At 34.7% G+C, this 14,048-nt stretch carries 8 protein-coding genes and 3 pseudogenes; 6 read left to right on the plus strand and 5 right to left on the minus strand.

Annotated elements, in window-relative coordinates; all coding sequences use genetic code 11:
- Nucleotides 1-103: 103 nt before the first annotated feature.
- Nucleotides 104-1,343, plus strand: a pseudogene (gene istA, locus UtA1_RS18080) (IS21 family transposase); the annotation flags it as partial.
- Nucleotides 1,343-2,094 (plus strand): annotated as a pseudogene (istB, locus tag UtA1_RS14550) (IS21-like element helper ATPase IstB). The pseudogenes istA and istB, both read left to right, overlap by 1 nt.
- 4 nt (nt 2,095-2,098) lie before the next feature.
- Here istB and UtA1_RS14555 read toward each other — a convergent pair.
- Together UtA1_RS14555 and UtA1_RS14560 are read right to left on the minus strand one after the other, a co-directional pair.
- On the minus strand, nt 2,099-2,371 hold the full coding sequence (locus tag UtA1_RS14555; RefSeq protein WP_096551771.1) for a hypothetical protein: 273 nt from the start codon (nt 2,369-2,371) through the stop codon (nt 2,099-2,101).
- A gap of 138 nt (nt 2,372-2,509) precedes the next feature.
- The gene (locus UtA1_RS14560; RefSeq protein WP_096551773.1) at nt 2,510-2,758 is read right to left on the minus strand and encodes a YesK family protein; all 249 of its coding nucleotides are present in this window, start codon (nt 2,756-2,758) and stop codon (nt 2,510-2,512) included.
- Between the two features lie 185 nt (nt 2,759-2,943).
- Here UtA1_RS14560 and UtA1_RS14565 point away from each other — a divergent pair.
- From UtA1_RS14565 to UtA1_RS14580, 4 genes and pseudogenes are all read left to right on the plus strand, one after another.
- Nucleotides 2,944-4,146: pseudogene (locus UtA1_RS14565) on the plus strand (transposase).
- Between the two features lie 233 nt (nt 4,147-4,379).
- A protein-coding gene (locus tag UtA1_RS14570) for an IS3 family transposase (RefSeq protein ID WP_096551775.1) occupies nt 4,380-5,515 on the plus strand; the annotation gives its coding sequence in 2 pieces (ribosomal slippage) (nt 4,380-4,602 and nt 4,602-5,515; 1,137 coding nt in all).
- Between the two features lie 544 nt (nt 5,516-6,059).
- Nucleotides 6,060-7,103, plus strand: a complete 1,044-nt coding sequence (locus UtA1_RS14575; protein ID WP_096551777.1) for a zinc-dependent alcohol dehydrogenase family protein — start codon at nt 6,060-6,062, stop codon at nt 7,101-7,103.
- A gap of 151 nt (nt 7,104-7,254) precedes the next feature.
- Entirely contained in the window at nt 7,255-8,529 is a 1,275-nt protein-coding gene (locus tag UtA1_RS14580) for an ISL3 family transposase (RefSeq protein ID WP_096551779.1), read from the plus strand.
- Nucleotides 8,530-8,865: 336 nt separating this feature from the next.
- Here UtA1_RS14580 and UtA1_RS14585 read toward each other — a convergent pair whose 3' ends face one another.
- The 3 genes from UtA1_RS14585 to UtA1_RS14595 all read right to left on the minus strand — a co-directional run bounded on the left by UtA1_RS14585 (nt 8,866) and on the right by UtA1_RS14595 (nt 13,799).
- Nucleotides 8,866-9,981 carry an IS4 family transposase gene (locus tag UtA1_RS14585; RefSeq protein WP_096549683.1) on the minus strand — a complete coding sequence of 372 codons (1,116 nt, stop codon included), beginning with the start codon at nt 9,979-9,981 and terminating at the stop codon, nt 8,866-8,868.
- 985 nt (nt 9,982-10,966) lie between these two features.
- Nucleotides 10,967-11,575, minus strand: coding sequence for a response regulator transcription factor (locus tag UtA1_RS14590; RefSeq protein ID WP_096551783.1), 609 nt, complete (start codon nt 11,573-11,575; stop codon nt 10,967-10,969).
- Nucleotides 11,562-13,799 (minus strand): ATP-binding protein, encoded by a 2,238-nt coding sequence (locus tag UtA1_RS14595; protein ID WP_096551785.1) that lies wholly within the window; start codon nt 13,797-13,799, stop codon nt 11,562-11,564. Before UtA1_RS14595 ends, UtA1_RS14590 begins: the two co-directional genes overlap by 14 nt.
- Between the last annotated feature and the right edge of the window lie 249 nt (nt 13,800-14,048).

Raw genomic sequence — 14,048 nt, forward strand, 5'->3', positions numbered from 1 at the left:
TCTTTTTATGTTTTTCGTGTTATTACCATTATACAAGATTTGGGGAGGTGCTTCTTTTTTCAACTCTCAAAATCATTGGGAGACAAGGGCTATGAATTATGAAATTCATTCACATGAAAAACTTTTAGACGAAGGTTTTAAAATTGGCTACACTACGGTTCGCAACTTCGTGAATCGTGAGGAAAAGAAGGAAAAAGAAGTCTTCATTCGTCAAGAGCCAACAGCTGGTCGTGAAATTGAGTTTGATTGGGGAGAAATAAAATTATTCATTGACGGTAAGCTAAGAAGTCTTTCAATGGCTGTATTTACATTAGCCTATAGCAATGATCGTTATGCCCGACTCTATGAATCGGAAACAATGGTTTGTGTACAGGATGCACACGTAAAATGTATTGAAGACTTGGGCTTCGTACCGAATGTTTTTACATACGACAATATGCGTACCGTCGTCAAAAACTTTATTGGTTACGACCGCTTTATTACCGACGGTATGAAAAGTTTATCTTTGCATTATCATTTTTAGATTCGACTTTGTCAGCCTCGTAAAGGCAATGAAAAAGGCCACGTAGAGCGAAGTGTAGAATATATACGCCGGAAAGCATTTGCGCACCGTGATACGTTTACTTCTTTAGAAGAGGCACAGGAATATTTAGTTTCGATCATCGAAAAATTAAATCAACGTCCTCATTATTTGAAGGAGAAAACACATCATGAATTGATGTTGGAAGAAAAAGCTGAACGTGCTGGTAGCTTAACAGCTGCACCATTCGATCCGGCAGAATTAGTAGAACTACGTGTGGACAAATATAGTACTGTTACCTATCGGCACAACCGATATTCTGTACCTGAGGGGCATGTAGGAGAATATATTAAGTTAAAAGCTCGTGCTGAGGAAGTGCTTCTGTTTAGTGAAGGTGAATGTATCGCAAAGCATAAACGAAGCTGGCAAGTGCATGTCTGGGTGATGAATATTTACCACTATTTAAACACGCTGCAAAAGAAAAAAGTGTGCCTTAGCCCAAAGTGAATGTTTGAGCCAAGCACCAAAACAAATAAAAAATATCTACCAACGTTATTATATCGGAAATGAAAAAGATTTTCTAGAGCTGCTTGTTTATACCAAAGAACGAGATTGCCTAGCAAGAGTATTAGAAGTCATTACTGAACTAGAAAAGAACCCTTTGGTTCAACTAACAACTGAAAAAATCATTTTCTTAGCAGAACAATCAGCGGAAGTACGTACTGTTCTAACTGGCCAAGATGATGTCGCCAGCCAATCCTTAGATAATCTCTCTTCATTAGCAGCGTTATTTCATTCTAAAGGAACAGGAGTGGTTCATTAATGGACAAGCAAAAAGAAATGATTGACATGTGCAAAGAATTACGTTTACCAAGTATTCGTTCTTTACTTGAACAGGAAGTCTTAGTTGAACAATATACATCGCCAGCTGAGTTTCTTTATTTCGCTTTAAACAAGAAATGAAGGATCGTTACGTACGAGCAAAAGCTAACCGAATTCGATTAGCCAATTTTCCAGAGAAAAAACTGTTAGAAGAATTAGATGTAGAGGCACTGCCGCAAAATGCGGCGGTCCGCCTTCCTCATTTGAAAGAGCTAAAGTTTATTCAGGACAAGCAGAATGTGTTATTAATTGGCTCACCTGGTACTGGTAAAACCCATCTTGCGATTGGATTAGGAATCGAGGCCTGTTTAGCAGGCTATAAAGTGTATTTCACGAGTGTAGCCTCACTTGTGAATCAATTAAAGGAAAGCCGTTCTGCAAGAACGTTACGCTCGTTTGAATTGAAATTTGAAAAGTATGATCTAGTCATCATTGACGAACTTGGCTACATTTCGTTCGATAAAGAAGGAGCAGAGCTTCTGTTTACGCACTTATCGTTACGTGCCGGTCGAGCAGCAACGATTATTACAAGTAACCTCACATTTGAACGTTGGGAAGAGGTCTTCCATGATCCAGTTTTAACCTCAGCGTTAACCGATCGACTCACGCATCGTGCGCACATCATTAACATGATTGGTGGATCTTACCGAATTTTAGAAACGAAAGAATGGATGGAACAGAGCAACTTTTAGTGGCTCACATTTTAATTAACAATTGGCTCAAATTTAACTTGCGAAATACATGTGCAGCAGTTAAATCAGGATGTTCCTTCAACCACCCTAGAATTTGATCATGATAAGGGTCTAGTTTCTTTTCTCTTGTACGTAATGTACTTAAAAATTCTTCAAACTCATCAGTACTCATATTCAAATAATCTATCACTCTATTTCTTGAAATATTTAGTTTTCTTGCAATAGCACTCTTGGAGAATCCCTCTTTGTATAAACGATGAATCTCGATGTAAAGCATAAATCTGTTCACTCCTAATTCCTCACTTTCAATAGACTAGTAACAGTATATTTGAAAGTGATTGATGGTGGCGAAACTGTTTAATCTTATTTGGGGAATTCTGTTGAGTTCTATTTGTGGAAAACTGTTGATTCTAGTTTAGCGTTTACACGTTAGATTTAAAAGATAGAAAACAACAGAAGCTAAAAACATTCCCATACTAATTACGCCCATTCCCATACCTAACCATTGGCCGACGATGAATGAACTAATTAAAACAAGCAAAGCAGCTCCTAGTGTAAAATGTGTTGCTTTCACTGTGTTTTTAAAAATAAAGTATGTGACCGCAAATACTATTGTGTTAATCATAAAACCTAACATGATTGGGGTTAGAATGCTCTCACTCATGGTGTAATTTCACCTCTCTTTCTATTATAGTTACTTATATTTTAACAAAATTTTTAAATGAGCATTTTGCACATTTTTCAACCCAAGAACCATAAGGTTTTCTAAAGCATAAAAAAGGACTTCACCCCTTATTTGTAGAATTTTGAAGTGACCAAACCACAAAAATCCATAAGGAGGAAGTCACTTTGTATATTCTACAAGAAAGTCTATTTTCCTTTGAAGAATTGCAAATTTTAGAGTCAAAAGAGAAATGATCGATCTTTTTTAGTGCTTTAGATTTACGTCCTTATGCTAAACAATTGAAAAGTTCTTCACCCCAAGGGGCTGAAGGACATTCCAAAGAAGGGATATTAAGGGCTCTTATCGCTGCCCCATTAGAAGGTATTGATACTTTTACTTCTCTTCACAATCGATTAAAAAATGACCTGCGTTTTCGTTACCAATGTGGTTTAGATATTAGCAGGCCTGCACCATCCATCTCTACTCTTAGCCGAGTATTTTCTTCACTAACCAAAACTGGACTTGTGAAAAGAATCTTTCAAGATCTCGTCCAGTTAGCTCAAGAGGAAGGAGTAATTGATGGAAAACATCAGGCTATCGACAGTGCCGCCATTGATGCTTATGAAAAGAAGCAGCCTAAGAAGCGAAGTGAACAAACAGGCAACGCCAATTGGGGGGCAAAGTTTGATTCCTTCGGTAATAAAATTACTTGGTTTGGCTATAAGATGCATCTTTCCGTTGACACCAAAAGTGAATTACCAATGGCGATTGAAGTAACCCCTGCTCATATCAACGATGGGGATGTCGCACCACAATTAATTGAACAAGTAAAGAGTTGTACAAACTCTAAAATTGATTTCCTGATAATGGATGGTGGGTACGACCAGCTAAAAAACTACGAATCCGCCAAGAACATCGGGGCTCAAGCTATTATTCCACTCAATTTGCGTAATGAAAAGGAGACTCCCGAAGGAATTGCCTCCAACGGAACTCCACGCTGTTCGATGGGGTACGAAATGACTTATTGGGGCGCCAATAAGGATCAGCTCAAATTCAGATGTCCACACGCAACCGGAAAAGTGGATTGCCCATTAGGAATGGCAGCCTGTTCATCCTCCAACTATGGAATGGTAGTAAAAATTAACGTGAATAAGGATCTTCGCCGATACTCTAATCCACACCGCGATTCCAAACGTTGGAAAGAACTTTACAATGAGCGAACCAGTGTAGAACGGTGCAATTCAAGAATGAAAAGTTATCTTACAGCGAACTCCCTGCATGTGTGGGGAATCGATAAAGTAAAAACTCATATTTACTTGAACGCCATCGTATTACTGGTTTCAGCTCTCGCAATGGCAAAAGAGAGTAAAAAGCAACAAACCGCTTAAAAAATTTTTAAAGCGAAAAATCCTGCAAGTACGCCCAAAAAAGGACAAACAGAATATTTGTAAACCAAAGATACAAAATACCCCAATTTATTTGGGTTTCTTTTAAAACTCTTTTTAATAAAAATCTAATTTTGCAAAACTCTCAAATAAAAATAAATTATGAATGTAGTATAGATACATGGACACGACTTGGTTAAGTCATTATTATTGAAACGAAAGGTCGTGTCCGTAATATGAGTCGAAAACGTTATAATCAAGAATTTAAGCAAACAGTAGTTGAGCTTTATCGCTCAGGTACTCCGGTCAGTCAACTCTCTAGCGAATATGGTGTGTCAGAAGCAACTATTTATAAATGGATTAAGCAACTCTCTCCAATTAAAGGAACACAGGAATTAACTGTGTCAGATGTAGATGCAATCCAAAAGGAAAACCTTCGGTTGAAACAGGAGATCGAAATCTTAAAAAAGGCTATGACCATATTCGCGAGAAAATAGATGAGCAAGAACTGATCGACTTTATTACAGAAGAAAGCGAACATCACCCAATTCAAATGATGTGTCGTGTTTTAAAGTTGCCAAGAAGTACGTATTATGATTCATTTCATAAGAAACCCAATAGCTATCATATCGCCAATGAAGTGCTACTTGACCGGATTAAAGTGATTCACAATGAAAGTAAAGGTCGCTATGGCGCACCTAAAATCCATGAAATACTTCAAAAAGAAGGCTATTCATGTAGCATTAAACGAGTTCAACGTCTTATGAGGCAAGCAGGCATCCAATCATGTATTGTCAAAAAATATCGCCCAGCATCTACACGAGAGCCAGTGAAAGAACGCGAAAATGTACTTGAACAAGATTTCACCACAACAACAATCAACGAAAAATGGGTAGCAGATATTACGTATATCCATACACTTCGTGATGGCTGGTGTTATCTCGCATCCGTACTTGATTTACATACGAAAAAAGTGGTCGGCTACAAATTTTCGCGTACAATGACAACAGAAATTGTTCTCGAGGCACTCCAGAATGCGATAGAAGATCAACAACCTGGCCCTGGACTTATTGTGCATACTGATTTAGGAACCCAATATACAAGTGAAGCATTCCAAGAACTACTTAAGAAATACGATATGATTCCGTCATTTAGTCGTAAAGGATGTCCATATGACAACGCTTGTATTGAATCATTTCACGCTACACTGAAAAAAGAAGAAGTTTACCTAACAAAATACGAAAGCTTTGAGACAGCGAGAATTGCCTTATTTCAATTCATCGAAGGTTGGTATAATCGCAAACGAATTCATGGAAGCATTGGTTATTTAACACCAGATGAGTATGAAAAGATGTGTCGTTCAGCAGCGTAACCTAAGGGTTACAAGTTAGTCCCCTCTCACATTTTTTTGGCACAACATCCATGGGTTTATTTCTCCACGTCCCGAGTAGGTTGTCAAAGGCTCTTTTCACTTTGACAATCTACTTGGGATGTGGAACACTCCATGAATGGTTGTTGTGCAGAAAAAAACTTAATCTTTTTGTGTCCGAAATCTTGACTTAGATCCAACGACCTTTCGTTAGTTTAATATTAATGACTTAACCAAGTTGTGTCCATAAATCTATACTACATCTAAAGTTTTAGGTAAAGGTAAGATTAATTTGTAATATATATACGTTTCAGTGTTATGTAATATTACAATGTAATACTGAAGTGGAAGAGTGTTCGGAACCAACCAAACCTATACAAAACTACAAGTCGTCATCTAGCAGCCCAAAAGAAGCTTCCCGAATCTAATAAACTAATTAATCTACTAAATGAATGGTGAAATTTAATATTTATATTAATCGTTGTTAATATTCAGAATATAAACTATTATTAAAATATTAAGTTAATAAAATGATGGGAGAGATAACATGAAAGCATTAGTATATGAAGGTCCAGGGAAAAAGTCATTGAAAGAAGTCGAAAATCCGAATATTATTAATGACGGTGATGCAATTGTAAAGCTTGTCAAAACAACAATCTGCGGCACAGACTTACATATTTTAAGTGGTGACGTGGCAGCAGTAAAAGAAGGTACGATTTTAGGTCACGAAGGTGTAGGGATAGTTGAGGAAGTTGGACCAGGTGTTAAAAACTTCAAGCCGGGAGATAAAGTGATTATTTCGTGCGTTACATCGTGTGGTAGCTGTCATTATTGTAAACAGGCACTTTATGCACATTGTGAAGATGGTGGTTGGATTTTAGGGCACTTGATTAATGGTACACAAGCCGAATATGTGCACATTCCCCATGCAGATAATTCGTTATACCATATCCCAAAAGGTATTTCAGACGATGCAGCAGTTATGATTTCGGATATTTTACCAACTGGCCTTGAGATCGGCGTACTAAATGGTCAAGTGAAGCCTGGTGATACGGTGACAATCGTTGGTGCAGGTCCAATTGGTATGGCAGTCTTATTAACTGCTCAGTTTTACTCTCCTTCCAAAATTATTATGGTTGACTTAGACGACAATCGATTAGAAGAAGCGAAGAAATTCGGTGCAACTCATACTGTTAACTCTAAAGACACAGAATCTGCAATTAAACAAATTATGGAGTTAACAGATGGTCGTGGTGTAGACGTGGCGGTCGAAGCAGCTGGATTCCCTGTTACTTTTGATATCTGCCAAAAGGTTTTAGCTCCAGGTGGTAATTTAGCAAATGTAGGGGTACATGGTAAATCTGTAGACTTAGAGCTTCAAGATTTATGGATCCGAAATGTAACGATTACAACAGGACTAGTTTCTACCAATTCAACGCCGATGCTCTTGAAAACACTCGCAAGCGGGAAAATTAAAGTTGAGGAATTAATTACACATAACTTTAAATTCGAAAACATGCTGGATGCATACGAAACCTTCCAAAATGCATCAAAGGAAAAAGCAATGAAAGTAATAATTGATTTTGAATAATCTATTTCTTAATTAGAGAAAATGGCTCTATAATATTTGGTGTTGGTGAGTAAAAACCAGCACCAATTTTTTTGAACAAAAAAATGAGACAGTGACAAAACTCTGGTAAAATGTAATCGACCAAAACCACATTTACAAGGAGTTGTGTCACATGTCTCATCATTATTCTATACGTAATTTATTAAATATTAAAGATAAAAATATCACATTTGATGAAAATTTTTGTGCAGAAGAACTCATTAAAGGGGTCCAATCAAAAGTCTTTTATGGACAATTAACTTACCAACCAAAAGCGTGCTATGCTTGTGGACATGTCTTCGATGATCAAATCATTAAACACGGTTTTAAAACGTCTCTCATTAAAATGCCTAGTGTTTCAGGTTTTCATACCTATTTAAAATTGCGTAAACAGCGTTATTTCTGTAAACATTGTCATTCCACGTTTACTTTAAAAACGAGCGTCGTGGCTAAAAACTGTTGCATTTCCAACAATACCAAAGTATCGATTGCTTTAAACGCCAAAGATAAAATCTCCGAAAAAGATATTGCCATCAAACACAATGTATCTCATTCCACTGTCAGTAGAGTCATTGACAGCTTTTATAGTTACTATCAGCCGAATTATCACTATCTTCCTAAGCACCTGTGTTTTGACGAGTTTAAATCAGTGAAATCCGCAGCTGGAGCGATGTCCTTTATTTTCTGCGACTCCGAAACGGGGGAGATGGTGGATATCGTGGAGGACCGGAGATTACATGTCCTCAAAGAGTATTTCTTACGGTATTCCAAGAAGGCGAGAGATGCGGTAAAAACGATTGTCATCGATATGTACAGCCCTTATATTTCCTTAATCCAAGAAGTTTTCCCTAAAGCGGAAATCGTACTCGACAAATTCCATATCCTCCAACGATTTAGCAGAGCTTTAAACAAAACGCGCATCAACGTCATGAATCGGGATAAAAAGAATTACAATAAATTGAAAACATACTGGAAGCTCCTTCTGAAAGATCAAACAAAACTTGATTATAAGAACTATACATATCATCGTTGCTTTAAAAAGCATATGTGTGAGGTCGAGATTCTCCACTATCTCATTGATTTAGATTCTGAATTAAAAGCGTCCTATGAGTTATACCAATACGTTCGACATTGCATCAAAACCAAAGACTTTGAGCTCTTGAAGAAAACCTTGGCGAATAAACAGAACAGCGTTTCCAGCTATATGAAAACCGCCATCAAGACAATCAACAAATACATCAATTACGTCGAGAATACGCTAAAGTACGATTATAATAACGGCATTTTAGAGGGGATTCATAACAAAATCAACGTGATGAAACGCATTTCTTTCGGTTATCGATCCTTCTATCACTTTAGAAACCGAATATTCATTACCCAAAACTTAGCGAAAATAAAAACAGCTTAGGGGAACCTCGAATTTCCCCTAAGCCATCCGATTACATATTACCAAATAATGTCACTAACATTTATTCACCAACACCATTTGACAAAGAACCATAACTGTAATGATTATAATGACTTTAAAGTAAAAATAAAAAAAATTGAGGAAGATTTCAAATCAAGAGTGCTTACCATTAATAAAGTATAAAAAGTATCATTAGCATTGCATAAATATAGTTAGAATTTTCTGTTAATTAATTTTTGTGAATTTGTGCCAAAAAGACAAAACCTAAAGAAAGGTGGCACTGCCCATTTGGTAAATATATACAGTTAAACCAGAGCGACAACGACAAAAGGGAGATTATGGACTGGCTCGCCCATCAAATTTTCGCAACCAAACATAAGCTGGTTTCCACAGAGCTCTCTTTAACCAACGAGTAATTCGAAGTAGAGATTTCTTACTTTTCATCTCCAATTGAATGAGAACATGTAAGCAATACGTGATAAGGGCTAAGAAAATTTGATTTTGAATAGCTGTTTCACTCATTCCATAAAAGTGCTTAATTTCTACGTGTTGCTTGAGCCATTTGAAAAAGAGTTCAATAGCCCAGCGAGATCGGTAAATATCACTTATCTCTTCTGGTTTTAAATCAAATCGGTTGGTGATGAAACGAAGTAAGTTCCCTTTTGTGTCCATAACTTCTAGTAGACGAAAGACATTTTCAGTACGATTTTGTGTGGTACCAATGTAGACCATTTTATCGGATAGAACGTGACAATCATCAGGAAGTGAAAATGTATAGACTTCACGAATGACTGCGTTTTTCTTCAGTCTTGAAACGAAGAAATAGCCATCATCTGTCATCCGATCAAAACGTTCATAGTCCACATAACCGCGGTCAAACACATACATGGCTTCTTTATCATCCACTAGGACTTCGAGTTGATTTCGGTCATGTTCTTTTGCTGTCGTAATCACTGCTTTTTCAGGATAGACGGTGTCTTTATCCATGAAAACGAGCCGTAAGTGTAGCTTTACACCAGCTTTTGTTTTACGGAATTTTGCCCATTTATAATTGGTCAAATTCAACGGGAGTGTACTTGAATCAATGATTTTCAGTGGCATATTCTTTCCGGTTTTATAATGGTACCGTTGAATTTTCCAAACAAGATCCAAGAACAAATTTGCAAGAATTAGTGGGTTGATCTGATTGTTTTTTCGGGATAGCTGAGAGGCACTTATCGATTCAAATCCGAGTGCTTTTTGAAGATCTTCGTCTACAAGTGCATCACTCATTTCCTCTAAGCTCTTAAATTCGAGCAGCTGGGCTACCAATAAAAGTTTAATATAGGCTTCTGTTGTCAGCTTTTTTGTGTAATAGTCCTGTTTCAATTCTTTGACTTGTTCGCTAAGTTTTTGAATATTTATGGGTGAAACCCATTTACCAAATGATGAAATTAGTGTATTCTTGTCCATAACGTTTATCCTTTACGATTGGATTTGGACAGGAACCACCTGTACTTCCATTGTAAAGGATTTTTTTGTTTCGAAATCAATAAAAAATTGAACATTCTTAGTATTTTGAATCATCAGATTTAATTAGTGCAATGCTAGTGAAAAAGTATATAAAAATACAATTGTTAATTAAATAAGTTCTGGTTATCGTTAACACGCAGAAGTTGACTCTGAACACTGTGAAGCGGTCGCGTGGTTTGGGTTAGCATAAATATATTTCAGATGGCTGTCTAGTAAAGCTTCAAATCATAAGTAGCCATCACGAAATACTACTTTCTGACATTAGCTTCAATAAAATGTGCATTTCGTCACGGCTGCTTTAATCCTTTATAAACACGAATATTAATAGTATAGGTAAAAATAGGGGGAAGTTTGGTGCTTACATTTGAAAGTATATATCTTAGTGTTTTATTACTTTTAATATATTATTCCCTATAATAATTGCTAACATAAACGCCCACACATAGAGCTCCCATTCGTCTGGTAAAAATCTCAAAAGCCATAATGATACAATGATAGTTGTAAACGTCAATAATCTAATCTTATGTTCGTACTCTAATCTTCTTAAATTCCTTAACACAATGAAATACGCGATCGGTGGCAAAATAATACAAATCATAAACAGTACTTTCTCTTTTAAGTACCATGGTAACTCATGATCATAATTACTTTCCTCATCTTTTTTCTCTATACTGCCTTGGATAAGATAACCGTTTATGAATTGGATTATCCAGTAGGATATAGGCGCGATAAATACCATCATCCATAGTTTTTCATCCGGTAACGAGTAATAGAATGCTAAAAATACTGCGATAAAAATTAGTATTGGAATTATACCTCTCACCACCTATATTTTTACTAGTTAATTTTAAACAGAGGCTGGGACATAACGAATAAAGTGAACGAGCTGCAAAAAGATCTTTTGTCCCAGCCTCTAGGTTTTAAATCAAATCTCTTTTTCCAGTAATTCATTCCATTTAATTACTGCTTCAGCTCGAGACCCTACATCTAGTTTTATAAAAATAGATGTCAGATCTTTTTCTATTGTACGCTGACTTAAATGAAGCTCTCTAGCAATACCTTTGTTCGTCATTCCATTTTTCACCATGTCTAAGATTTTAATTTCTCTATCAGTCAAAGGATTAGAATTTCTTTGTTCTGTATTATTCAAAATTTTATTCAGAATTGGAATTGAAATTATAACTTTTCCATCTAGCGCATAATGAATAGTATCAATTAATTGTTTTCTACTATCTGATTTGCTAATAAACCCTGATATACCTTTTTTTATTAAATCCGGCATGTACTTTTCTATGCTATATCCTGTATAAATAATAGCTTTTGCTTTAGGGTCAATGTTTAAAAGTTTTTCTAAAAATTCTAATCCATCCATCTCTGATAAATTGAAATCAATTAAATAAATATCATATGTCGTGCTTTTTACATGCTCTAGTGCAGCACGAGCATTTGTAAACACTTCAGCATGGCAATCCAATTCGCTTTCTAATATCGTACGTGTTCCCTCACCGACCGCTATATGATCATCCAAAATCATTATTCTCAATAGAATCACCTACATTCATATCAACTCGGATTTGCAATCCCTTTGAATCACTTTTGTTTTTAATATCAAGATTTCCCCCGTAATACTTTATACGTTCTCTTATACCTAATAACCCCATTGTTTTAACTTCATCAAATTGAAACTCAGGGTTAATTCCTACACCATCATCAGAATAGTCAATGACTATTTTGGAATCTTTTAATTTCAAACTAATATGAATCACAGTCGCTTGAGAATGTTTATTTGCATTAGATAATAATTCTTGGATAATACGATAAATCGTAGTAGATTGTTGAAGTGACAGATCAATATCTTCAAAATCATCTTTGATAAGGGCATTAAATCGAATTTTATTTTTATTAACTAGCTCTTCTAACGAACGTATAAGGCCGAATCTTTCTAGCATTGGAGGATATAAATATTCGCAAATGTCCCTTGTATCATCAATAATATCTAGTACTTCTTCATGTAAACACATTACCTTACTTTTTTCATTTGATTCATGTTGATTGATTACTAACTCTTCTATTCCACGGCTAAGTTGAATTAAGTCTTGTAAAATCGTGTCATGTATTTCTGCAGATAATCGTCTACGCTCTCGTTCAGTAGAATTAATCCATATTTTACTATACCATCTAGATATTTTTACATTATCAGTTTTCGCTAATAAATTTAATATCTCTTCCAACTTGAGAAAGTTATCCATCATATTATGTATATAATTTAGAAACAGCTCTAACATTTTTAAAGATTCTGATGGAAATCGGCCATTTTCTATTTGTACAATTGCTATCCACCTTGCTTCATTGTTTTCATGAAGCACTATAACATACTCACTATTATTTTTATAAATTAGATTCTTAGAAACCTCTTGTAAATTATTTAATTCCATAAATACATTAGAATTAAGTAAATTTACTTTGATTATTTTAATATTTTTCAAACTAATTTTTAATATCAAGCTTAATTCATTCTTAATGTGTTCAATTAAACTGGCTATATCGCTGATTTTGGAGGAAGATTTAATAAAATTATAAAAATCTAAAAGAGTATAATATTCAGAAGTAATAATATACCGACTACTTTTTACTTCAATCGATTCTTTTAAATATAATAAAATAATTAATGCAATAAAAATCATTAAAAAGAAAAAACTAAATTGGGAAACAGAAATTTGCTTTGTAAATAACATTAAAATAAATGCTAAAATTACCGAAAACGGTAACGCGATTTTTAAATGTACAAACATTCTATCAAAGGCATACTGAAAACTAATTAAACGCTCAGCATATTCTAAGTAAAATAAGCAAGTTGGAATAATTAATAAAAATAAAGCTGCTACATCAGCTGTTAAAACAGGACTATAATTAAAGATTATTGGAACTCCATACAATAAAAAGAATGGTCCAAACCCAAGCAAAAAGATTAAAAGTAATGGTTTTGCATTGAAAACATTATTTTTTAAAGCAGTTACCATATTTTTGATAAAAATACATAATAAACATAACAATACGATCAGTTCAAATGTAACTTGGATATATAAGATTCCATCAACAAAATAACGTACTATATTAATAGCAATTAATGCGATAGATACCGATACAATAAATAGATTTACTTTCTTTTCAAATGTCTTATTTATTGTTTTTAAAAGCAAATTACAATATAACATTAGATAAACAACACTTAGAAAAAGTGTTAATGAAACTACTATATTACTGAAATAGTCTCCTCTTCCTGCAGCACCGGCACTGGTATATGCTAGGGCAGTAAATTGTAAATGATAAATCAGAAGCCTACTATAATTCTGTGAATTTAAAATAAGGTATACAGAAAGTCCAATGCTTAATAATGCATATACTAAAGGAATGATAAAATGCTTTATTAACTGAAATTCCATCCCTCTATAATTGATATCTACTTTTTTAAAATCCCCGTTATGTAAAAACGTTATACTATCAGCTTGATTAATTGTAATTTTAGACTCGCCTATATTTGATAAGGGTACCCCATCAACTTCTATAAGTTCAGTCGATAGTTCTATATTTACCAATGACCCCCAATTGTTTTCTTGAACATTACTGACATACCATTTCCCATCATCTGATTTTTTTACTTCAATTCCTACAATAGGACCTTCTAATACAACAATAAAACAATATAACTGAACTAAAATTGAGAAAAGTAAAATCAAGTAAACTTTTTTATTACTCATTGCCACACACAACCTTTGAAATGTTGTAAAAGTTAATCCACAAATACCAATTGATTTAGAAACACTAGATCATTCCAGAGGAATATCGCATACCTACTAAAGTTAAATAAAGAATACACTAAAGCTCACCTAAAATACTAGGTGGGCTTTATTTTACGCTTACTTATATTTAGCTCAATTCATATTTTAATGTCTATAAAAATAATAATTCCCTAATTGAAAATAGGGAATTATTATTAACATTAATCT

This window comes from Ureibacillus thermosphaericus (assembly GCF_002370195.2).
GTDB classification, from domain to species: domain Bacteria; phylum Bacillota; class Bacilli; order Bacillales_A; family Planococcaceae; genus Ureibacillus; species Ureibacillus thermosphaericus.